Source organism: Streptomyces sp. NBC_01451, from assembly GCF_036227485.1.
Classification (GTDB): Bacteria; Actinomycetota; Actinomycetes; order Streptomycetales; family Streptomycetaceae; genus Streptomyces.
The window spans coordinates 9,298,807-9,319,825 of sequence record NZ_CP109479.1 but is presented as its reverse complement, the minus strand read 5'-3'; the positions used below and the strand labels follow the sequence as shown (position 1 = coordinate 9,319,825).

At 69.5% G+C, this 21,019-nt stretch carries 24 protein-coding genes and 1 riboswitch; of the genes, 6 read left to right on the top strand and 18 right to left on the bottom strand.

The window, feature by feature from the left end:
* Positions 1 to 344: 344 nt before the first annotated feature.
* From OG595_RS41205 to OG595_RS41190, 4 genes are read right to left on the bottom strand one after another with little or no spacing between them, the layout of a single operon-like run.
* Positions 345 to 737, bottom strand: a complete 393-nt coding sequence (locus tag OG595_RS41205; protein ID WP_329281337.1) for a (2Fe-2S) ferredoxin domain-containing protein — start codon at positions 735 to 737, stop codon at positions 345 to 347.
* The gene (locus OG595_RS41200) at positions 715 to 1,536 is read right to left on the bottom strand and encodes an ABC transporter ATP-binding protein (protein WP_329281335.1); all 822 of its coding nucleotides are present in this window, start codon (positions 1,534 to 1,536) and stop codon (positions 715 to 717) included. The genes OG595_RS41205 and OG595_RS41200 overlap by 23 nt, the downstream gene beginning before the upstream one ends.
* Complete coding sequence (locus OG595_RS41195; protein WP_329281333.1) at positions 1,533 to 2,546, bottom strand: FecCD family ABC transporter permease; 1,014 nt, start codon at positions 2,544 to 2,546, stop codon at positions 1,533 to 1,535. Before OG595_RS41195 ends, OG595_RS41200 begins: the two co-directional genes overlap by 4 nt.
* On the bottom strand, positions 2,543 to 3,577 hold the full coding sequence (locus tag OG595_RS41190; protein WP_329281331.1) for an ABC transporter substrate-binding protein: 1,035 nt from the start codon (positions 3,575 to 3,577) through the stop codon (positions 2,543 to 2,545). Before OG595_RS41190 ends, OG595_RS41195 begins: the two co-directional genes overlap by 4 nt.
* Before the next feature lie 54 nt (positions 3,578 to 3,631).
* A riboswitch (cobalamin riboswitch) is annotated at positions 3,632 to 3,809 on the bottom strand.
* Between the two features lie 458 nt (positions 3,810 to 4,267).
* Between OG595_RS41190 and OG595_RS41185 the strand changes: the two genes are divergently transcribed.
* The 3 genes from OG595_RS41185 (at position 4,268) to OG595_RS41175 (ending at position 5,799) form a co-directional block, all read left to right on the top strand.
* Positions 4,268 to 4,531, top strand: coding sequence for a hypothetical protein (locus OG595_RS41185; protein ID WP_329283658.1), 264 nt, complete (start codon positions 4,268 to 4,270; stop codon positions 4,529 to 4,531).
* Between the two features lie 301 nt (positions 4,532 to 4,832).
* On the top strand, positions 4,833 to 5,207 hold the full coding sequence (locus tag OG595_RS41180) for a hypothetical protein (RefSeq protein WP_329283584.1): 375 nt from the start codon (positions 4,833 to 4,835) through the stop codon (positions 5,205 to 5,207).
* A gap of 220 nt (positions 5,208 to 5,427) precedes the next feature.
* Positions 5,428 to 5,799: an ArsR/SmtB family transcription factor gene (locus OG595_RS41175; protein WP_329281329.1), complete on the top strand. Its 372-nt coding sequence runs from the start codon at positions 5,428 to 5,430 to the stop codon at positions 5,797 to 5,799.
* Positions 5,800 to 5,971: 172 nt separating this feature from the next.
* On the opposite strand, the gene OG595_RS41170 is transcribed toward OG595_RS41175, so the two are convergent.
* From OG595_RS41170 to OG595_RS41160, 3 genes are all read right to left on the bottom strand, one after another.
* Positions 5,972 to 7,606, bottom strand: coding sequence for an alpha/beta hydrolase (locus tag OG595_RS41170; protein ID WP_329281327.1), 1,635 nt, complete (start codon positions 7,604 to 7,606; stop codon positions 5,972 to 5,974).
* A 148-nt stretch (positions 7,607 to 7,754) separates the two neighbouring features.
* The gene (gene ppk2 / locus OG595_RS41165) at positions 7,755 to 8,711 is read right to left on the bottom strand and encodes a polyphosphate kinase 2 (protein WP_329281325.1); all 957 of its coding nucleotides are present in this window, start codon (positions 8,709 to 8,711) and stop codon (positions 7,755 to 7,757) included.
* Positions 8,712 to 8,846: 135 nt separating this feature from the next.
* Complete coding sequence (locus OG595_RS41160) at positions 8,847 to 9,089, bottom strand: DUF6411 family protein (protein WP_329281322.1); 243 nt, start codon at positions 9,087 to 9,089, stop codon at positions 8,847 to 8,849.
* Between the two features lie 298 nt (positions 9,090 to 9,387).
* Between OG595_RS41160 and OG595_RS41155 the strand changes: the two genes are divergently transcribed.
* Positions 9,388 to 9,861 carry a carboxymuconolactone decarboxylase family protein gene (locus OG595_RS41155; protein WP_329281320.1) on the top strand — a complete coding sequence of 158 codons (474 nt, stop codon included), beginning with the start codon at positions 9,388 to 9,390 and terminating at the stop codon, positions 9,859 to 9,861.
* A gap of 121 nt (positions 9,862 to 9,982) precedes the next feature.
* Complete coding sequence (locus OG595_RS41150) at positions 9,983 to 10,918, top strand: RNA polymerase sigma-70 factor (protein ID WP_329281318.1); 936 nt, start codon at positions 9,983 to 9,985, stop codon at positions 10,916 to 10,918.
* A gap of 191 nt (positions 10,919 to 11,109) precedes the next feature.
* Here the strand turns inward: OG595_RS41150 and OG595_RS41145 are convergent, their stop codons facing one another.
* From OG595_RS41145 to OG595_RS41120, 6 genes are all read right to left on the bottom strand, one after another.
* Positions 11,110 to 13,008: an alpha/beta fold hydrolase gene (locus OG595_RS41145; RefSeq protein WP_329283582.1), complete on the bottom strand. Its 1,899-nt coding sequence runs from the start codon at positions 13,006 to 13,008 to the stop codon at positions 11,110 to 11,112.
* A gap of 310 nt (positions 13,009 to 13,318) precedes the next feature.
* Positions 13,319 to 14,731 (bottom strand): amidase, encoded by a 1,413-nt coding sequence (locus OG595_RS41140; RefSeq protein ID WP_329281316.1) that lies wholly within the window; start codon positions 14,729 to 14,731, stop codon positions 13,319 to 13,321.
* A 4-nt stretch (positions 14,732 to 14,735) separates the two neighbouring features.
* Positions 14,736 to 15,635, bottom strand: coding sequence for a HesA/MoeB/ThiF family protein (locus tag OG595_RS41135; protein WP_329281313.1), 900 nt, complete (start codon positions 15,633 to 15,635; stop codon positions 14,736 to 14,738).
* Positions 15,636 to 16,583, bottom strand: coding sequence for a hypothetical protein (locus OG595_RS41130; protein WP_329281310.1), 948 nt, complete (start codon positions 16,581 to 16,583; stop codon positions 15,636 to 15,638).
* The gene (locus OG595_RS41125) at positions 16,580 to 17,794 is read right to left on the bottom strand and encodes an acyl-CoA dehydrogenase family protein (RefSeq protein WP_329281308.1); all 1,215 of its coding nucleotides are present in this window, start codon (positions 17,792 to 17,794) and stop codon (positions 16,580 to 16,582) included. The genes OG595_RS41130 and OG595_RS41125 overlap by 4 nt, the downstream gene beginning before the upstream one ends.
* 98 nt (positions 17,795 to 17,892) lie before the next feature.
* Positions 17,893 to 18,339, bottom strand: coding sequence for an SCP2 sterol-binding domain-containing protein (locus OG595_RS41120; protein WP_329281306.1), 447 nt, complete (start codon positions 18,337 to 18,339; stop codon positions 17,893 to 17,895).
* Positions 18,340 to 18,597: 258 nt separating this feature from the next.
* Between OG595_RS41120 and OG595_RS41115 the strand changes: the two genes are divergently transcribed.
* Positions 18,598 to 18,990, top strand: coding sequence for a BlaI/MecI/CopY family transcriptional regulator (locus tag OG595_RS41115; protein ID WP_329281304.1), 393 nt, complete (start codon positions 18,598 to 18,600; stop codon positions 18,988 to 18,990).
* 15 nt (positions 18,991 to 19,005) lie between these two features.
* Here the strand turns inward: OG595_RS41115 and OG595_RS41110 are convergent, their stop codons facing one another.
* The 5 genes from OG595_RS41110 to OG595_RS41090 all read right to left on the bottom strand — a co-directional run bounded on the left by OG595_RS41110 (position 19,006) and on the right by OG595_RS41090 (position 21,019).
* Positions 19,006 to 19,275, bottom strand: a complete 270-nt coding sequence (locus OG595_RS41110; protein WP_329283580.1) for a gas vesicle protein K — start codon at positions 19,273 to 19,275, stop codon at positions 19,006 to 19,008.
* Positions 19,276 to 19,349: 74 nt separating this feature from the next.
* Positions 19,350 to 19,535, bottom strand: coding sequence for a gas vesicle protein (locus OG595_RS41105; RefSeq protein ID WP_329281302.1), 186 nt, complete (start codon positions 19,533 to 19,535; stop codon positions 19,350 to 19,352).
* The gene (locus OG595_RS41100) at positions 19,532 to 20,377 is read right to left on the bottom strand and encodes a GvpL/GvpF family gas vesicle protein (protein WP_329281300.1); all 846 of its coding nucleotides are present in this window, start codon (positions 20,375 to 20,377) and stop codon (positions 19,532 to 19,534) included. The genes OG595_RS41105 and OG595_RS41100 overlap by 4 nt, the downstream gene beginning before the upstream one ends.
* A complete protein-coding gene (locus tag OG595_RS41095) occupies positions 20,367 to 20,735 on the bottom strand; it encodes a gas vesicle protein (RefSeq protein WP_329281299.1) in 369 nt (122 codons plus the stop codon). Before OG595_RS41095 ends, OG595_RS41100 begins: the two co-directional genes overlap by 11 nt.
* Complete coding sequence (locus OG595_RS41090; RefSeq protein ID WP_329281298.1) at positions 20,732 to 21,019, bottom strand: gas vesicle protein GvpG; 288 nt, start codon at positions 21,017 to 21,019, stop codon at positions 20,732 to 20,734. The genes OG595_RS41095 and OG595_RS41090 overlap by 4 nt, the downstream gene beginning before the upstream one ends.

Sequence of the window (21,019 nt, the reverse complement as noted above, 5' to 3'; positions counted from 1 at the left end):
GCCGCCGGTCGGCCGCCCCAACCCTCCTACGCCATCTGCGACTCCGGCCCTACCGGCACGGGCTCGGTCCCGACGACCGGGTGGTCCGGTAGACGCGGTTCCTCCTCGCGTGCGTGCCACGCCCGGAGCCGGCGCGACCCTCGCCCGCTCCCCGCCGCATGGGCGCCGTATGGCCGCCGTCACGGTGTCCGACCCGGCTGGCACCGGTCTGCGGCCGGCCTCGGCCCCGCGCGGCCGCAATCCGCGCCCTGCGCTCTGAGTACCGAGAGCGGTGTACGTCCTGGTCCCGTGCTTCCCTGGGCAGAGCGCACGCCTGAGCGCACTGGTCCGCCGGTTGTGGTGGCTCATCGCGCTTTTCGGGGCGGGGTGAAGACGTAGAGGTCGAGGATGTCGGGACGGGGCGCGATGCCGGGGCCGCCGGCCTGTACCCAGTCGACGATGTCCTCGGTGGCGTCGGGGTCGTTGACGAGGCCGAGCCAGACCGGGCGGGCTCCGGCGGCTCGTGCGGCGGCGGAGGGCTGGACGACGATCACGTTGGCCTGGTCGCACACATCGAGGCAGGCCGCGATGCGCACGGGGGCGTTCTCGGCCAGGCGCGCGGTCTGCTGGGCATGATCGACTCCGGTCACTTTCGGGCTTCCGCAACAGCAGTCCCGGCAGACCACGATGCGGCACGGCGCCGCTTGGGCAGGGATCCGCTCCGTACGGCCTTCCTCAGGTCGCTGCCGAGACGTCATTCGTCGTACTCCTCTCGCGGGGAGATCCGTTACGGGTGGCCGGCCGCAGGAAACGGATCACGGGGTGGCCGGGGTCGTAAGTGACTTCGGCGCGGACGCCGTAGACCTGCTCGATGAGTGCGGGGGTGAGCACCTCGGCCGGGGTGCCTTCGGCGACGGCGCGGCCGTCACGCAGGACGAGCAGGCGGTCGCAGTACATCGCGGCGAGGTTGAGGTCGTGCAGGGCGACCACCGTGGTGACGGGCAGGCTCACGACGAGGTCCAGCAGGTCGAGCTGGTGCTGAATGTCCAGGTGGTTGGTGGGTTCGTCGAGGAGGAGTTCCCGGGGTTGCTGGGCGAGAGCGCGGGCGATCTGGGCGCGTTGGCGTTCGCCGCCGGACAGGGTGTGCCAGGACCGGCCGGCGAGTTCGGCCAGTCCGGTGCGTGCCAGGGCTTCGGCGACGGCCCCGGTGTCTGCGGCGGTGGCCGGTGTCCAGGCGCGGCGGTGCGGTATGCGGCCCAGAGCGACGACGTCCCGGACGGTCAGTTCGGTCTGGGTGTGGGCGTGCTGCTCGACGGTGGCGATACGGCGGGCCGTGGCCCGGCGGCCGGCCTCCGGGAGTGGGCGCCCGTCCAGGGTGACGACCCCGGCAGTGGGTGCGAGGGTCCCGGCGAGGAGCCTCAACAGGGTTGACTTCCCTGAGCCGTTGGGGCCGAGGAGGCCGACGGTCTCACCGGGTCCCAGAGTGAGGGTGATGCCGTCGACGACCGCCTTGTCGGCGATGCGCCGCACGACGCGGTCGGCGTGGAGGCCGGTCATCCCTTCCTCCGTCCGCGGTAGAGCACGGCCACGAAAGCCGGCACGCCGATCAGAGACGTCACCACACCCACCGGGATCTCCTGGGGGTCGAGGACGGTACGGGCGACGGTGTCCACCCACACCAGGAAGACCGCTCCGGTCAGCGCCGTGACGGGCAGGAGACGGGCGTGCCCGGAACCGGTGAGCGACCGTGTCACGTGGGGCAGGACCAGGCCGACGAAGCCGATGGCGCCGGCGCAGCTGACCAGGGCCGCGGTGAGCAGCGCGGTCACGCACAGCAGGATCAGCCGGGTGCGGGCGACCCTGACCCCGAGCGAGGCGGCGGCCTCCTCGCCGAAGGCGAACGCGTCCAGGGTGCGGGCGTGGCCGAGGCAGACCAGGAGGACGACAGCCAGGACGGCCGTGCAGAGCAGCACCTGGCTCCAGTCGGCGCCCGTGAGGGAGCCCAGCAGCCAGAAGAGCACGCCCCGGGTGGTCTCGGCGTCGGCGGAGGTCAGCACGATGAACGAGGTCAGCGCGGAGAACAGCTGCATGGCCGCGACCCCGGACAGCACGACCCGGTCGACGCTGTCGCCGAGGGTGTGGCTGAGCAGCAGCACCAGCGCGAAGGAGAGCAGCGCGCCCAGGAAGGCACCCGCCGACATGGACACGACTCCCCCGCCCACCCCCAGCACGACGACGGCGACCGCTCCCGTGGACGCGCCCGAGGAGACGCCGAGCACGAACGGATCGGCCAGCGGGTTGCGCAGCAGCGACTGCATGACGGCCCCGCACACGGCGAGCCCGGCCCCGCACACGGCGGCGAGCAGGGTCCGGGGCATGCGCAGGTTCCACACGATGCCGTCGCGCAGCGGCGCCAACGTGCTCTCGCCGAAGCCCAGATGGGCCGCGACGGACGCCCACACGTCGCCCGTGGAGATGTCGGCGGGCCCGATCGTCACGGCGACGGCGACCGACGCGAGCAGCGCGACCAGCCCGCCGCCGGTCAACAGCAGGAGACGGGTGCTCACTTGGCGAGCCCGAAGTCGCGCAGTCCGGCGGCGACCTGCTCGATCCCTTCGACCGTGCGGATGGACGGGTTCATCGCCTGCCCGCTGAGCAGGACGTACCGCTTCTTCTTCACGGCGGTCAGGTTGCGGGTGGCGGGGTTCGTCTCCAGGAATCGGATCTTGGCCTCGGCGGTCTCCGCGGTCTGCTGTTTGCGGGTCAGGTCGCCGATCACGATGACGTCGGGGTCACGGTCGGCGACGGTCTCCCAGCTGATCTGGGGCCACTCGTCGTGGGTGTCGGCGAAGGCGTTCCTGGCGCCGACCGCACGGGTGACGGCGCCCGGCGCGCCGCAGCAGCCGGCCAGGTACGGCGACTGGGAGTTGGCGAACCAGTACATGAGGGAGACGTCGGAGGCGTGCAGCCCGGCGGTCGCCCTGCGCACTCGTTCCTCCAGCTCGGCGACGAGTGCCCCTCCGCGCTTCTCGACGCCGAACGCCCGTGCCAGGTCGCGTATTTCGCCGTACACGGCGTCGAGCGTGAGCGGTGTGGCGCGCGATCCGTCGCCACCGCTGTCGTTGTCCTTGCCCGTCGAGCAGTCGGAGGGCGAGACGTACGTGGGCACGCCCAGCTTCTCGAACTGCGCGCGGGTGGCGACGCCGCCCTTGCCGAGGGTCGAGACGAACGACGCGGTGACGAAGTCGGGTTCGGCGTCCAGGACCCGCTCGAAGGAGGGCGCGTTGTCCGCGAGCCGGGGCACGGACGCGTTGGCCTTCTCCAGTCCCTTCATCACCGGGTCCGTCCAGGTCGCCGTCCCGGCCATGCGGTCGGCGAGACCGAGGGAGAGCAGGATCTCCGTGGTGCCCTGGTTCAGGGAGACGGCCCGCTTCGGGGCCGACGTCAGGGTGATCTTGTGGCCGCAGTTGTCGATGGTCACCGGGTAGCCCGCGTCGGCGGACCTCCCGGGGCTCTCGGTGCCGCTCCTCGACCCGCCACAGGCGGTGAGCAGCAGAGCGGACGTGAGCAGAAGCGCGGGGGTACGGAGCACGGGCATGCCTCAGGGGTCGGGGCTCGTACGCGGAGCCTGGCCTACGGACGTCCCTCCGCACGGAGTGCGGAGGTGCCAGCAGGTCTTCGGACTCGGGTTCGTCCGGACGAGGCGCCTTCCCGGTCTCCCAGTGGCGTTCTGTGCCCCGCCCGTCCCCCTCACCGCTGCGCGTCAGTTCCGGATTCGCACCGGATTCCCTGGCCTCGGATGTGGCTCGACTGGCCCGCTGAGGCTATCAAGCCCGCCGCACCGTCAGTTAGCGCGATCGCTCACCGGTTGCGGGTCACGGGCTACGGGCTACGGGCTACGGGCTACGGGCTACGGGCTACGGGCTACGGGGCCAACATGCGCGTCCCAGGCCGTCGGCTCGCCTTCGCGCGGCAGAAGACCACCGAGACCGTCACCCTGGCCAAGACTCTGCCCCCGGGCACCGGTGCGACCACCGAGGAGACCGCCCAACTACTGCGTGCCGGTCTCAAGGCCCATCCCCGCCGAGCGTCTCCGGGTCAACGCGACTGGGGTCGGTCGAAGGGATCGTCAAATGTCACTGCAGATACACGTGAAGGCATAGGGGTGGGGTGAGGCGTCGTCATGGCCTCACCCCACCCCGGGTCTTACCTGTGTCAGCGCCTGCGCCCAGACCAGCCGCTCCCGACTCCCGCGACCTGCAGGGCCAGGAGCATCAGGCCGAGAAGCATGACGTTCGTGGAAGAGAAGACATCGTTCGTCGAGATCTCGGCAGCGTTGATCAGGAACGATATGAAGAACAGTACTGCCGCGGCTATACCAAGCATGGAGCGGTTCCTCTCGAAGGGTGAGATCCGTGTGCCCCGGTATCCCCTTCGTAGGCCTCAGGCGATGGTGGAAAAGGCCGCCCCTCAACTCATCCTGCTGAAAGGACAGTTCAACGGATCAGTGAACGATGACCCTGGCCCGGTCCGACCTGACGCAACCGCTTGAGTCACTACGGGCGGAAAACATCGAGCCGGCCGTCTCCGCGAGCCACAGAGGGCCGTTGGCCGCGACCACCCGCAGCGCGTCTCCGCACAGTCCCCCCGCGAGTCCTCCTGCGGAAGAAGACGCGGCCCCAGTCATTTGAAGGGCATGAGCGGTCACGGATATGGCATCATCCGACTTTTCGGAAGCTCCCTCGGCCAGTACAGGAACAACAAGGTTTCCGGCCGCCGACTCTACGTATGGTCCGGGCATCAACGAGGCACACGACACCTGAGCCTCGCAGTGACCAGGAGGAGATGCCGGTATCAGCAATGTGGAGATTTGCCTCAAGGAGATCATGGCCTCGATCGAGGGCTCGTTAGGGACTGCCCTGGTCGACTACACCAGCGGTATGGCGCTGGGCACTCTCGGGGGGAGCAAGGACCTCGACCTGACGGTTGCGGCGGCAGGCAACACTGACGTGATCCGGGCCAAGACCCGCACCATGGAACACCTCGGCCTCAAGGGCGAGATCGAGGACATCCTGATCACACTCGGCAGCCAGTACCACATCCTCCGGCCGCTCAAGGGTCGTGGCGGCAACGGGTTGTTCCTCTACCTCGTGCTCGACAAGAGGAAGTCGAACCTCGCGATGGCCCGCCATCAGCTCAAGAGCGTCGAGGCGCAACTGGACGTCTAGAAAACCGTGTTCTTCATGGCCTCGCACGTCCATGACTTGAAGATTTCTTCAACTGGGCACATGGGGATCAGCGCACATAGGGATCAGCTCAATCCCATGGGCGTGCGAGGCCGGATGCACGAGGATCGGTCCGCAAGAACGAACGCCTGCGGTGGCACGTAACAGGGCCACCGAGCCCGGATGCAGCCCGTCGAACGCGGCAGGGAGCGAGCGATTCACCATGCAGGTCCCCCTCTACCAGGCCAAGGCCGAGTTCTTCCGGATGCTCGGCCACCCGGTACGCATCCGGGTCCTGGAACTCCTACAGAACGGCCCCGTCCCCGTACGCGACCTGCTCAGCGAGATCGAGATCGAACCCTCCAATCTCTCCCAGCAACTGGCCGTACTGCGCCGCTCGGGGATCGTGGTGTCCATCCGGGAGGGCTCCACGGTCAGCTACGCCCTGGCCGGCGGCGACGTGGCCGAGCTTCTGCGCGCCGCCCGCCGGATCCTGACCGAACTGATCACCGGCCAGGGCGAGTTGCTCGCCGAACTCCGGCAGGCGGATCCCTTTCCGGCTCTCACTCCGGGCGGATCCGACCAACGCTCCTGATCCCCCGCTGGGCCCTGCCACGGCAGGCTCCGACGCTGCCGGCCAGCGGGCCGGACGCTCCGGCGCCGGTGTCGGCCAACTTCCCCAGGCCTGGCACAGCACGGTCGGCGGCAAAGCCCGAGGCGCCGGTCATGGAAGACCGGCGCCTCGGGGTCGGGGTGGGAAGGGAAGGTCAGCTCACGGAGCCGATGCGTTCGACGCGCTCGTCGACGCCGTTCCGGAGTTCACTGAGCGTCGTGCCGGGCGGGGCCGTCTTCGGCGTGGAGGAAGGCGGCTGTGTCTCGTCGGCGCAGGTCGTGCCCGAGGCCGGGACCTTGAGGTCCACCAGGTAGCCGATGACCGCGTCCGTCGCACAGGCACTGCGGCCGAACGCCGTGTGCCCCTCGGCCCGGAAGGTGAGCAGCGAGGCGTTGTCGAGCTGCCGGGACAGCGCCACGGCGTCCTGGTACGGGGTGTCCGGGTCACCGGTGGTACCGAGGACCAGGATCGGCGCCGAGCCCTTCGCCCGGTAGGAGCCGTCGTAGCGGCTGACGCGCTCGCCGGGCCACTGGACGCAGGCGGTGGCGTGCTGGTGGTCGTACGTGGGAGGGCCGTAGGCCATCGCCGGGCCGAGCAGCGGAGCCTCCTTCGCGAAGGCGGTGACGTTGCGCTTCAGCAGGCGCAGGCTGCGCGGGTAGTCCCGGTCGACGCACTCGACGGCCACGTTCGGGCCGAGGAAGTCGAAGCTGGCCGGGGACGGCGGACGCAGCAGGAAGGACGTGTTGTCCCGCAGTTGGGCCTTGCGCAGTGCGGCGCCGAACTCGGGCCAGATGACCTTGCCCTCGTTGATGTTGAACATCAGCCGGTAGACCAGTGTGTAGCCGTTGGCCTGGCCGCCGTTCGCGGTCGTCACGGGGTTGGCGTCCAGGTCGGCCTTCAGCTTCCCGAACGCCGCGCGCGGGTCTCCGTCGCCGAACCCGCAGGTGGCCTGATCGGCGGCGCACCAGTCGAGGAAGCGGCCCATCGCACCGTCCAGTGCCAGGTACTGCGGCCGGTCGTAGGCGTACGGGCGGTTGGCGTAGTGCACCGGGTCGTACGCGCCGTCGAGGGTCAGGGCGCGCACCCGCTTCGGGAACATGGCGGCGTAGACGGTTCCGATGTACGACCCGAACGACCGGCCGTAGTAGGTGAGTTGCTTCTCCCCGAGCGCCTCCCGCAGCAGGTCGATGTCCCGGGCGACGTATTCGGTGCCGATGTAGGGCAACAGCTCGCCCGTGTTGTCCACGCAGGCCTGGTCGAATTCGGCGGCCTGGCGCAGCGCCGGCTCGAAGGCGTCCGGGCCCGGCACGCCCTTCGCCTCCGTGACGGCCCGCGTGTACCTCGCGTCGTCGAAGCAGGTCAGTGCGGAACTGCGGCCAACGCCGCGGACGTCGTAGCCGAAGACGTCGAAGGAGTCGCGCAGTGCGGCCGGCAGATCCGCGTAGTTGTTCCGCACGAAGTCCACACCGGAGTTGCCGGGCCCTCCCGGCTGCATGAACAGAGTGCCCTTGCGCTTCGTCTGGTCCGCGGCCTTCTTCCGGACCACCGCAAGGGTGATGGTCTTGCCGCGCGGCTTGCGGTAGTCGAGCGGGACATCGGCGTTCGCACACTCGAAGCCGCCCTGGCAGTCGGTCCAGGCGAGCGACGGCACGGGCGGCTTCTGAGGAGTCTTCGACGAAGCCGCCACTTGGGTCGCCGTCCCTGTCGCGGCGGCCATGAGCGCTGCCAGTGCGGCTCCGACGGCCGTGAGGCGTCCGAAGCGTCTCGGTTTGCGACGTGGAGTGGTCATGTCTTCCTTCCCCCTGGGTCAATGTTCAGCCAAGCGCTCACTGAGCACGGTGAGTTCGGCTATATGAACAGACGGGTAAGAAGTGAGAACGGTGCCACGCCGACCAGCTTTTTCTTCATTCGTCCACGGTCCCCCGGTCGTTCCCGCCTCAGGGGGACTCGGGGTGGCTGCCGGGCCCGCTGGTACGGGCTGCCAACGGGGTGGGCGAAAGGGTGGTGCCCTCCTCACCGGGTTCCAGCAGGGTGTTGGCGGCGCCGACGACGAGCGGGTCGGGGGTACCGACGGCCTCGGGATCCTTGCTGGTGTAGTCGATGCGCCACAACAGGCTGCGCATGGCCTCCAGCCGGGCGCGGCGTTTGTCGTTGCTCTTGACGACGGTCCAGGCGGCCCGTTCGGTGTCAGTGGCGCGGAACATGTCGACCTTGGCCTCGGTGTAGTCGTCCCACTGGTCCAGCGAGGCCAGGTCGGTGGGTGACAGTTTCCACTGGCGCACCGGGTCGACCTGCCGGATGGCGAAGCGGGTGCGCTGCTCGGCGCGGGACACGGAGAACCAGAACTTGACCAGCAGGATGCCGTCGTCGACGAGCATCCGCTCGAAGGCCGGGCACTGTTCCAGGAACAGCTCGTGCTGGTCCTTCGAGCAGTAGCCCATCACGCGCTCCACACCGGCCCGGTTGTACCAGGAGCGGTCGAAGAAGACGATCTCTCCCGCTGTCGGCAGGTGTTGGACGTACCGCTGGAAGTACCACTGACCCGCCTCCTGCTCGGTGGGCCTGTCCAGGGCCACCACTCGTGCGCCGCGGGGGTTGAGCCGCTCGGTGAGGCGCTGGATGGTGCCGCCCTTGCCCGCCGCGTCGCGCCCTTCGCATACGACGACCACGCGTGCGCCGGTGTCCTTGACCCACCGCTGGAGTTTGAGCAGCTCGATCTGCAGCACACGCTTGAGCCGCTCGTACTCGTCGCGGCCGACCTTGTGGTCGTAGGGGTGGTTCTCGCGCCAGGTCTTGAGGGGGCGGCCTGTCCCGTCCAGCACGATCGGTCGCTCTTGTCGGCTGGTGTCCACGGTCAGACCGTCCAGCAGCCTGTCGTCCTGTTCACCGTTCATGACACCACTCCCCCATGATCCTGTGTACCGCGTACTGATGTGCGTGCCCTTCAACTGTCCGGGCAGGTTCCGGTGCCGAGCATGGCGCCGTCACCTGCCCCGGACAGCATGCCGATCGGCATGGCCCCGGTGGGGTCAGAAGGGCATGCGGCGGCGGGTGCGGCGGCCTGCCGAGCCACTGCGGCCCACGGCGCGGGAACTCGTGTGGAACGGCTTGCTGAACAGCCGGCCCAGGATGCCGGGCGCCTTGCCGCCGGCCCGCGCGCCGGCGCCGAGCGTGCGCTGCGTGCCGCGTTCGGGGTGGCGGGAGAGGCGCGGGACGAAGAAGGCCAGCACGGCCAGGACCACACACACTCCAACGACTGCGGCAATGATCATGAGTCGGCTCCTCTGTTCGGTCGGGAGAATCACGGGTGCCCCGTCACGATCCCTCTATGTATCCAGCCCCTTTCCTCGGCTCCTTCCGGTAGGTCGGCGACGGCCCGATCCACAAAGCCCGGGCGACAGAACCGGGCACCGGTTCACCGTCTGCGTACGGGGCCGCCGCTGGACTTCCATCCTCGGCGACCCGCCAGTAGGGAGACGTGGGTCACACACGTCCATGTCACAGGGCGTCGGGCTACCTCGTCTCAGGGGGTGTAGCCACTGACCACGACGCACGACGGAGGAGTACACGATGGACGCGCGACTCAACTACTTCACCAACCCGAACGCCGGCAAGGCCCTCAAGCACTTCATGTCGGCGGGCAGGGCGCTCAAGGAGTCCCCGCTGCCGGCCACGACGCAGGAGTTGGTGGCGCTGCGGGTGAGCCAGATCAACGGCTGCGCGGTCTGCATCGACATGCACACCAAGGACGCCGCCGCTGCCGGGGAGGCCCCGGTGCGGCTGAACCTGGTGGCGGCGTGGCGGGAGGCCACGGTCTTCACCGAGGCCGAACGCGTCGCGCTGGAGCTGGCGGAGCAGGGAACCCGTGTCGCGGACGCGGCCGACGGGGTCAGCGACGAGGTCTGGGCCCGTGCCGCCGCGCACTACGACGAGGAGCAGCTCATCGCCCTGGTGTTCCTCGTGTCCTTCATGAACACGGCGAACCGGTTGAACATCATCACCCGGCAGCCGGCCGGCGACTACGAGGTCGGACAGTTCCACTGAACAGCCATCGGCAACCGGCCCCGGAGGCGGCGTTCCGCGCCGCCGGCGGACCGGACGATCATCGGAAGATGCCCGCGCGAACCACTACGGCCGCGCGGGAGAACCGCGAGGGGGAGTCGGCGTGAGCAAGGTCGAGGAGTTCGAGGAGCTGCGGGCGCTGCTGTTCTCGATCGCCTACCGGATTCTGGGCAGCGTGGGTGAGGCCGAGGACGCGGTGCAGGAGACCTGGTTGCGCTTCGACGGCTCGACGACCCGGCCCACCTCGACGAGGGCCTTCCTGTCCGCCACGGTGACGCGTGTCTCGATCGATGTGCTGCGCTCCGCACGGGTGAGGCGGGAGGAGTACGTCGGGCCGTGGTTCCCCGAGCCGCTGCTCACCGATCCCTACCAGGATCCGGCACGCTCGGCGGAGCTGGCCGACTCGGTGTCGATGGCGGCGCTGCTGCTCCTGGAGCGGCTCAGTCCGCTGGAGCGGTCGGTGTTCGTGCTGCGGGAGGTGTTCGGCTTCGGCTTCGACGAGGTCGCCGCGGCGGTGGGGCGGTCGGAGCCGGCATGCCGGCAGCTGCTGGTACGGGCGCGGCGGCACATGCGGGCCGGACGGCCACGGTTCGCAGCGGACCGTCAGGAGCGGCAGGAACTGGCGACGCGGTTCTTCAACGCCCTCCGGGAGGGCGATCTGGCCGGCCTGCGGGATGTGCTGGCCGCCGACGTGTCGATGGTCGGGGACGGTGGCGGCAAGGCCCCGCAGCTGGCCAGGGCCGTCGTCGGTGCCGAGAACGTGGCCCGGCTGCTCGTCTCGGTCTTTCCCTGGATGGCCCGGATCGACGTGACCTTCGACCCGCACGAGGTCAACGGCCAGCCCGGAGCGGTCGTCCGTGACCGGGACGGCAAGGTGCTCCACATCCTGGCCCTCGATGTGCTCGACGGGCAGATCCAGACCATCCGCTCGGTGATCAACCCCGACAAGCTCGGCCATCTCGGGCCGGTCGCCGACGCCTGGGCTGTCGACCGCGAGGTGAGGCAGGCCCGTCGGCAGACGAAACGGCCTCGGGCCTGACGAGGGTCGGCCCGGGAGTCAACGGCGGAACCCCAGGTGAACGGCGGGCGCGCGGACTCCGGTGCGAGTTGGCCGGTGCCCGGGGTGGCCGCCGACGTCCGCGCGCCGGGCACAGGCCCCGGTTGGCAGGGGGGCCGGCTCCACGCCCCGGCACGTCGTCGGCCCTGAGCACCTCCCCCTGTCCTCTCCGGTCACGACACCGCCGCAGAACGTTCGGCGTGTGTCGTCTCACGGGGAACCAGGCAACTCTCCAGAAAGGCCAGGGCGCGCAAGTGGTACGAACGGGCGGCCCAGCCGAGGCTGATGTTGTGACCGGCGTCCGGCTGGCGGTCGACGGTGACGCGAGGGGCGGCGACGAACTGTGCGGCCAGGTCGGCCAGCGTGTCGGCGTCCTGCCGCCACCACGCATCGTGTTCGGCGAACGTCAGCCGTACGGGGACCCGTACGCGCGGCGCGACGGAGCGGAACAGCCCGGGCCTGCTCGCGAGTTCGGCGCGTTCCCGGGCGGGCATGTCCTCGGCCCGGGAACGTGCGCCCCGGAACGTGCCGGGCGGATAGAGGTTCAGCGGGCCCCAGTTCTTCGCGGACCGGCCCCGGTCGAGCAGGACCGACACCTCGTGCGGGTCGACGGCGTATTCGTGGCCGCAGCCGGAGATGTCGAGACCGAGCAGAAGGGGTGGGGTGTGGTCGGCGGCTGTCGCCAACGCCACGTTGCCGCCGTAGGAGTGCCCGAGCAGGAAGCAGCCGGATCCCGTGGCGAACCGGGAGGACAGGTCGTCCAGGGCGGCGCGCAGCGCGGCGGCCTGGTCCATCAGGCCCAGCCCGTGGGGCAGTTGGGCGGCGGAGAGCCGGTAGCCCGGGCGGTCCACGGCGACGACGGTGTAGCCGAGGGCGGCCCCCAGCGTCATGAGGGACAGCTGGGGGTGGGCCCGGCCGTCGAAGTAGTCGGCGTTCGTACCGCTGTTGTGGACGGCGACCACGACGGCCCGGGCGGGTGTACCGACGGGTTCGCTGATCAGTGCGGACAGGGGGACGCCCGCGCCGTCCAGGGTGATCCGGCGTACGCCCCACGATGACGACGTCCCGGACTGCAGGAACGCCTCCGTCGGCTTCGGCTTCGCCCTCCACTGCACCGGCGGACGAGAACGACGGAGGTGGCCACCCGCGGAGATGCGCACCACGGACGGCCACTCACCTCCCTGGCTGTGCCGCGTGTCCCCGCCGGACCCTCGCTCCGCGCCCTGCTGGCCGGGGTGCCCCTCCCCGCCCTCTCCGCCGTCGGCGTCGTCGCCCGAGACACATCGGCGGATCTCCTCGGAGGTGGCCACGGCCGACAGAGCCGGCGCGGAGTTCAGGATGGCGGACTGCAGGTCCCTCAGGTGCGTGGAGGGTTCTATCCCCACCTGCTCCATCACTTCGGAGTAGAAGGTCCGGTAGCTGCTGAGCGCCTCGGCGACCTGACCTGCCCGGTACAGCGCGATCATCCGCTGGTACTGCAGTGTCTCGTTCAGGGGATGCAGGGCGGCCAGCGCGTTCAGTTCGGGGATGAGATGCAGATCGGCGCCCTGTCCGAGGCAGGCGTCCAGGCGCAGGATCTGCGCGGAGAGGCGCACCTCCTCCAGCTTGACCGCGTAGGCGTCCAGGACCGATCCGCGCCGGACGTCGACGAGTACGTTGCCGCGCCACAGTGCGAGTGCCTCGCCCAGCAGTTCGGCCGCCTCCGCGTTCTTTCCGTTTCGCATGTACTGGTGCCCGGTCTCGACAGAACCGGTGAATTCCTCGAAGTCCTTCCGCATGGACTGCGGTGCGCTGAAAAGATATCCACCGTCGTAGGTCACGATGAAACCTTCGACACCGTTGGATTCACGCCCCGCGCCGACGGCCTCCGACCGCGCCTCCCTCAGTATCTTGCGCAGCTGCAGAATATAGGTCTGCAGGGTGGTGGACAGACTCTTCGGGGGCACACCCGTCCAGACTTCCTCGACGATCTCGGAGACCGTCACAACGGTGTTCGCCCGAATGGCCAGCAGCGTGAATATCTGTCGAAGTTTCGGTGCGGAGGGAACCACGGATTTCCCACCCACACGCATTTCGAGCGCCCCGAGAACATTCAGCTCCACCAGCATCCCCCATCCTCCCCAGGATCGCCGCCTCTCCCCAAGGCGACGGGATTACTATACCGAGCCGCACAACCCGGAAAGAGTAGGGAATACAGGGGGTACGCGAGGGGTACCCCCTCCCACAGAACTATCGAGAACCGGACAAATTGGGGATTACATTCCGTCTGAATTTTACTCCGACTTGACCTGCCAATCCGGGCGCGAACGCTGCCATTGCAAAGAGGGTCGAATACACGCCAGACAATGACCGAAAGGAAGGGAACCTTACAGTCCCCGGGTGTCAGTACGTCGTCGCGGACTGCTGCAGCTGAGCCGCCAGCGACACCAGCAGTGCCTCGTCCGCGTACCGCGCGCCCAGCATCACACCGATCGGCAGACGCCCGGCGTTCCGGCTGAGCGGGACGGTGATCGACGGCATGCCGGTGAGGTTGTAGACCCCGGTGTACGGCATGAACGCGGTCATCCTGGCGAACTCGGCCGCCGGATCGGCGTCGTCGCGCAACTCCCCGATCCGCACCGGCGGTTCGGCCAGCGCCGGGGAGAGGAGCACGTCGTAGGTGGCGAAGAGCAGGTCCGTGAGCATCTGCCCCAGGCCCCGGAAGGTGGCGAGCGCCGTGTGGTACTCCCGGGCGGACACCCCGGCGGCGACCTCCCTGAGCCAGGCCGTGAACGGCATCAGCTCACCCTCACGGCCCGGTTCCACGTCGTACGACGCCGCCTCCACCGACCAGACCCGGGTGAACGCCTCCACGACACCCCCGTCGGGGGGCATCTCCAGCTCCTCCACCTCGTGGCCCAGCGCGGACAGGGCGGCGGCGGTGTTGTCGACGGCCTCCTCGCAGTCGGGGTGCAGTACCGCGCCGGGCACCATGGGCTGCTTCAGCACCGCGACCCGCACGACACGGGGATCCCGGCGTGCGTGCTCCAGCAGGGACACGCCCCCGGGGTGCGCCGGCGCGGTGTACACATCGCCCGGCATCGGTCCCGCCATCACGTCGACGAGCGCCGCCGCGTCGGCCACCGTACGGGCCAGTGCGCCGTGCACCGACAGTCCCGTGACGTCGGGGCGCCAGGGTCCGTTGCTGATACGGCCCCGGCTCGGCTTCAGTCCGACCAGGCCGCAGACGGACGCCGGGATGCGTACCGAGCCGCCGGCGTCGGTGCCGTGCGCGAGCGGGGCGAGGCCCGCCGCGACGGCCGCCGCCGCGCCGCCGCTGGAACCGCCGGGCGACCGCCCGGGGTTCAGCGGATGGCGGGTCGGCGGCCCCAGCCTGTTCTCGGTGTAGCAGGGCAGCCCGAACTCGGCGGTGTTGGTCTTGCCCAGCATGACCGTGCCGGCCTCCCGCAGCCGGGCGGCCACATGGTCGTCGGTGTCGCTGACGTGGTCGGCGAAGACCGCCGAACCCCAGGTGCACCGCACCCCCTCGACCTGGACGAGGTCCTTGATCGGCACGGGCACCCCGTGCAGCGCTCCCAGCCGCGTACCGTCCCGGCGTGCCGTCACCGCCTCCCGCTCGGCACGCTCGGCCTGGGACCGGGCGAGTTCGGCGGTGACCGTGAGGTACGCGCCCAGTTCCTTGTCCGCTTCCTCGATCCGGCCGAGGTAGTGGTCGGCCAGTTCGACCGGGGACAGTTCGCCCCCGGCGACGGCGGCGGCCTGTTCGAGCGCCGTCATCTCATGGAGGTCGGACATCGCGTCAGCTCTCCCTACGGCCGCGGGCCAGCCTGAGCAGTCCCGGCGCCAGGGCGGCGAGTGCCGCGGCCCGGTGCAGCCGGGTGGCCATCCGGCGCCGCGTCGAGCGGGCCTGCTGGTGCACGTCGATGTACACCTCCGGGCGCACGGTCTCCCCCGCGAGCAGCTTCACCACCATGTGCGAGGTGAGGGCGCCGAACATCATGGCGACATAGGTGACCTGGGGGAAGCTGTAGTCGGGCCGCCCCAGGTTCGCCCTCACCTCGACGAGCATCTCCACCGGCACGTACCGCAGCGGCACGGCCCGCAGCAGCAGCTGCCAGGAGGTCAGCCGGTCCAGATCCGCCTCGGCGATGGCACCGTCGAACGGCTCCTTGATGTACCGGTAGTCGTAGCAGCGCACGTACTGGGCGCCGGCGATGTCCCACCCGGTGACCAGCGGCAGCCGTCGCTCCACGGCGAGGCGGTGGAGCAGGTGCTTGGCCCGCCAGCCGTCCATGGTGGTCACGTCCACGCCGTCCACGATGACGTCGCAGTCGCCGACCAGCTCCTTCACCGTCTCCTCGGTGACCCCCTCCGGGAAGACCCTGACGTGGGCGTGCGGATTGATGGCCGCCACCCGTTCACCGGCCACGGTGGCCTTGTTGCGGTCGACGTCGGTGGCCGCCGCGCTCTGCCGGTTGAGGTTGTTCACCTCGTACGTGCCCGGGTCGGCCAGTACGAAGGAGCGCACCCCCAGCCGGGCGAGCGGCTCGACGGCGGCCCCGCCGATGGACCCGCACCCGGCCACGAGCACGGTCGCGCCCCGCAGGACCGCCTGCTCTCCCGTGCTGACCACGCCCTTGTTACGGGTGGTCAGTTCCCCGTAGAAGACCTTCTCCTGTGCCTCGGCAGCACTGCTCACCTACGACGCCTCCTTCATTCGGTACGCGCCCGACCTGCGGGCGCTCATGGCGGCGACCAGTTCCATGAGCGTCATCGCGTCCGGGCCGCCGCCGAGGTAGTCCTCGATGAGGTCCATGTAGTCGCCGAGGTCGGCGTGGACCGGCGCCACGAAGGGAACGGCGATGACGTCCTGGTCGTAGATGGGGGCCATGAGGTCTGTCTCCGGCAGCCGGGGCGAGGTGCCCCGGTCGATCTGGAGGTCGAAGCCGGTGAGCCGGAAGTGCCGTATCGCCACCTTCTCCTTGGCGTCGCCCAGCATGAAGCGCATCCGTTCCCCGGAGGCCGAGATGACCCTGCCGAGGCCCAGCAGCAGATGCCAGGGGACGCGTTCGGTACTGGGGCCGGGCGGCAGTTCGAGGTCGCGTACGAACCGCTTGATCTCGAAGGCCTGGTGCGTGCCCGCGCCGTCGGCCGCGAACCGGCCCAGCAGGTCGATGTCGTGCGCCGCCTCGGTGGAGAACCGGCCTCGGTCGGGATGGTCGAGCGGCATGGAGACGGGGTCCTGGGAGCAGCCGAGGCTGATGTAGCCGCGGATACGGCCGGTTCGGGTGCACAGGCTGACGGTGTGGACGTTCTGCACGCCCTCCGGGTGGCGGACCGTCTCCCGGAAGACCGCCCGCTCGTAGACGAGTTGGGGAGACATCCAGCCCAGCCGCAGATACTGGACCAGCCTGAACCCCATGATCCCGTTGAGATAGCGCAGCGGGAGCTGGTCGTCCTCGACCGTGAGGGTGATCAGCTCGTCCCTCGGGTCGTACACGGAGTAGAGCGGGTCACCGAGGACGTGGTCGGGCAGCGACCGGAAGTCGAGGGTGGAGTGGAGCCGGATGATGTCGGAGACATACCGCTCCCGCTCCCCCTCGGGTAACTGTTCCGCGGTTTCCACCGCGTTGTCCGTGCCGGTCATATCGGTTCTCCGTCGGCGTAGAGGCTCTCGGTGATGGCGAGGGCGAGCACCTCGGGCGTGCCCTCGTAGATGCGCGCGCCGTAGGCGTCGCGCAGCCGCTTCTCCATGCCGAAGGACTTCACGTAGCCGCGGGCTCCCGTGAGGGACATGGCCATGTCGGCGACGTCGATGGCGACGCGGTCCGCGAAGAGCTTCGCCGCCGCCGGTTCGTACTGCGGGGCGGGCAGTTCGTTGTCGACCTTGTGGGCCGCCTTCATGTACAGCAGTCGTGCCGCGTCGACCTTCGCGGACATCTCGGCGAGCTTGGCCGCGGTGAACTGGTGCTCGCGCAGCGGGCGTCCGCCCTGGACACGGGTGTCGCACCACTCCAGGGCCAGTTCGAGGGCGCCCCGGGCCACGCCGACGGAGATCCCGGCGACGGAGGCGCGGGCCATGTTGCTCTGCGCGATGTTGATGGCCATGCCGTCACCCTCGTCGCCGATCATGTTCTCGGCGGGGATGCGGACGTCGTGGAACTCCAGTTCGCTGCCGAGGCAGAGCCGGTAACCCATCTTGTCGGCCACCGGCCCGCGGACCACGCCGGGCAGGTCGAGCGGCACCATGAACGAGGTGAGGCCGGTGGCGCCGGGCGCGCCCTCCATGTTGGCGAACACCGAGGCGAACGCGGCGACCTGGGCGTTGGTGATGAACCTCTTCTTGCCGTTCAGGACGTAGTGGTCGCCGTCGCGGCGGGCGGTCATCACATCGCGGGCGTGGACCGCGTTCGCCGGGATGATCAGGTCGCAGCCCGCCTCCTCCTCGGTGACCGCGTTGCAGGCCAGGACCGGGGCGTCGCCCGAGAACATGGGCAGGAAGCGGGCCTGGAGCCGCGGGTCGCCAGAGAGCAGCACCGGGGTCTGGCCGAGCATGGCGGCACCGAAGATGAGAGCGGTGCCGGCGCAGACGGACGCCACCTCCTCCAGCGCGACCGCGCAGCCGATCATGCCGAGGCCGAGGCCGCCGTACTCCTTGGGCACGGCCACACGCGTGAGGCCCAGGGCGTGCCCCTGGGCGACCATGTCCCAGTCGAAGTCGTCGGCGGGCGCCGTGTCGAGGTCCGTCACGCGGGGCGCCACGACCTCCCGGGCGAATTCCCGTACCTGACGGCGGAGTTTCTCCACCTCGCCGGGAAGGACGTCGAAATTGAGCTCAAGGTCGTCGGTGTTCATCATGTCTGTCTCGAAACTCCGTAACTCGGATCCGAATGCCTGGGGATGTGCCGAAGTACCGCGCCCAACGGTCGGCCGGTGCGCCGAAGGGCGCCGATTTCTCAGACGGGAAGCCCTTCCTTCGCCGCCAGTTCGGGATAGCGGTCGAAGGCGGGCCGCAGGATGGGGACGAGTTCCAGCACCCGGGCCACCTTGCCGCGGATACGCACTTTCCCGGTGGCGATGGCGGTCGGCATCATGAGCTTCCCGAGCCAGAGCTGGTGCGCGGTGTCGCACGACATCTTGATCCTGATCGTCGCGTCTTCGGGAGCATCGGCCCCCACCGTCAGCGCGTCCGCGGTCACATGCACAACGCAGTCCGGGTTGGTGTGGGTCAGCCGGATGGACAGGTTGCTCGCGCGCAGCTGCGAAGTGAACTGTTCGTCCTTCAACAGGATCTCGAAGAGGTTGCCGAACACCCGCTCCGCTACCGCGGTCGACTCGAAAACAGCCATGGTTGCTACTCCCGTCAAATATTCCCGACAGCGAATCTCCGCATCGGCGTTCACCGCATCATAGGAATCGGCCGGGGAGCGGACGGGCGTATCGACAGAGCGGGAAAAGGAAGAGGAAGGAGTATTGAAAGAGAACGCGCACCCGTTATCACCCATGCGGATACGAGGCGAAGCGGCGCGACGACGGGACGGGCCGTTTCCCGTGACACCGGCTCCCCGCGAAGGCACGGCACGACCCGGAACAACCCCGTCCGGTCCTGGTGGTCCTGGCGGTACTGGGCGTTCGGGTGCCGAGCACCGTAGATTGAAGGGGTGACAGCCGACCGATCCCGCGCCTCCCAGGAATGCCTCGTCTTCGGCCCGCTGGAGAACGAGATCATGGAGGTTCTGTGGCAGGCCCCCGACCCGATGACCGTCCGGGAGGTTCTCGGCGCGCTCAACTCCGGCCGTGAGACCCCGCTGGCCTACACCACCGTCATGACCGTGCTGAGCCGCCTGGCCGAGAAGGGCGCGGCCAACCGCACCAAGGCGGGCCGGGGTTACGCGTACGCCCCCTGTGTCACGGACGAGGCGGCGATGGCCGTGCGCGAGGTCATCCGGGACTTCGGGGTGAGCGCGGTCGGTCACTTCCTCGACGAGATCCGCAACGTCCCCGACCTCCGCGAACGCTTCGAGAAGCTGCTGCACGAGGGCCCCGGTCACTGAGCCCGTCGGGAGACCTCAGTGGCGCCCCTCCTGGCGCGGCAGGAGGGGACCGAGCGGACCGAGGTCCAGGTTCAGGTCTTCGGGGCTCAGGTCGTAGCGCTCGCGCAGTTCGGTCATGCGGTCGTCGAGGATCATGAGCGTCATGCCGATGCGTTCCTCCTGCTCCTCGGTCAGGTTGTTCCTCTCGACCCGGCGGATGGCCTGCCGTTCCATGAGCTGGCGCAGCAACTCCACGACGGTGAGCACCAGTCGGACCAGGTCCCGTTCGACCGTGTCCTTGTCCAGGTCGAGGCGCCGGGCCGGGGACTGTCCGGAGTCCGGTACCGACGCGGCTCCGGCTCCGGGCCGACCCTGTGCCGTCACGTCAGGACTCCTTCCGTGGCTGCCTCGACCGAGGTGAGCAGGGCGCGCAGGGAGATGCGGACCAGTTCGACGTCGGCGATGCAGAGGCTGAGGTCGCCCGTGATGACGACACCGCCGGCCAGGAGCCGGTCGAGAAGATCGACCAGGGCGACTTCCGCGTGGGGCGGGCCACCGGCCGTCACGGCGTTGTCCGCGGGATCGCGGGGTCGGCCGTTGCGGTCTGTTCCGGCGGGGGCGAGGCGAAGGAGTAGGGGGCCCAGGGTCCGGTGATCTCCAGCCGGACACCGTCGGTCCCGGCGGCGAGCAGTTCCACGCGGTCCCGGAAGCTCCGCGCGTGCTGTCGCGGGACGAGGTAGGCCGCGTTGACGACGTTCTCTCCCGGTTTCGCGGACAGGGTGGCCGGCTGGGGACGATGGTGCCGTACGTCGGTGGCCAGGTTCGCTTCCATGAGCGTACGGTCCACGCGTGACCCGAGATCGGCGGCGGCCCGAAGGACCAGGTCGTGGCCGTCCCGGCTTGTACGGCGCGCGCGCAGATAGTCACGCCCGGAGCGCGGCCGGTCCTCCGGGGGCGGGGCGGTGGACGGCGGTTGGGCGTAGATCTTGACACCCCATTCGTCGTGGCCCTCCAACTGGCCCAAGGTGGCGCGGAAGTGGCGGGCATCGGTGTGCAGACGTCGCAGCAGGCTGTCGTCGTCGAGGTACACCGTGGCCAGCCGGAGGGGAAGTACCGCCGTCAGCGTGGCCAGCTCGGCGATCACCTGGTGATGGTCGCGAGCCAGCCGCTCCAGACCGGTGATGTCGTCGAGCCGCTGGGCGATGGCCTCTTCGGTGAAGGACTCGGCGGGTACGTCACTGACGACTGCGGCTGTGCCCGCGCCGCACAGGATCCGCACCGGGAGCCCGTCGACGCCGCGCAGTTCCCGGGCGGCCCGCTCAGCCGCCTCGTTCCGCAGCAGTACCGCGTACGCGTAGACCGCGTCGGTGAGGTCTTCCGGGGGCGCGGTGTCGTGCTCAGAGATCATCGGGTCCTACCTTCAACCGGGCGTTCAGCGACTGGAGTTCGGCGCGAAGGCGTGCGTTCTCGGCGGCGAGTTCCGCCGTGCGGACAGGGTCGGGAGCCGGGGCCGGGCGTACGGCGCGAGAGGACAGGGTCGGGTCGTGCTCCCACCAGTCGATGCCCATCTCACGCGCGGTGTCGACCGAGACGACGAGCAGCCGCAGCTTGATGGTGAGGAGTTCGATGTCGAGCAGGTTGATCTTGATGTCTCCTGCGATCACGACCCCCTTGTCGAGGACGCGTTCCAGAATGTCGGCCAGATTGCCCGCGCCGCCCGGTTGGGGCGACAGAGCACCTGACCGCCGCGCGAGGGCGTCCGTCATCGAGGGCCTTCCTGTGGTTCCGGACCGTCGGAGCCGGCTGGATCCTCACCGCCGCCGGGCGTGATCTGTTCCAGGCGATCCAGGAGTTCGTCCTCCCGGAGGCTGAACTCCTCCTCGGTGATGCGCCCGGCCAGCAGATCGGTCTCCAGTTCGGCGAGCTCACGGTGGACGGGGGCCGGGTCGGCGTACTGCCGCTCCGCTTCCCTCACCACCTGTTCCAGCACCCAGCCGACCCCGCGCAGCGGAGCCAGTGGCAGGCCGAGCAGGCCACTCAGCAGTCCCAT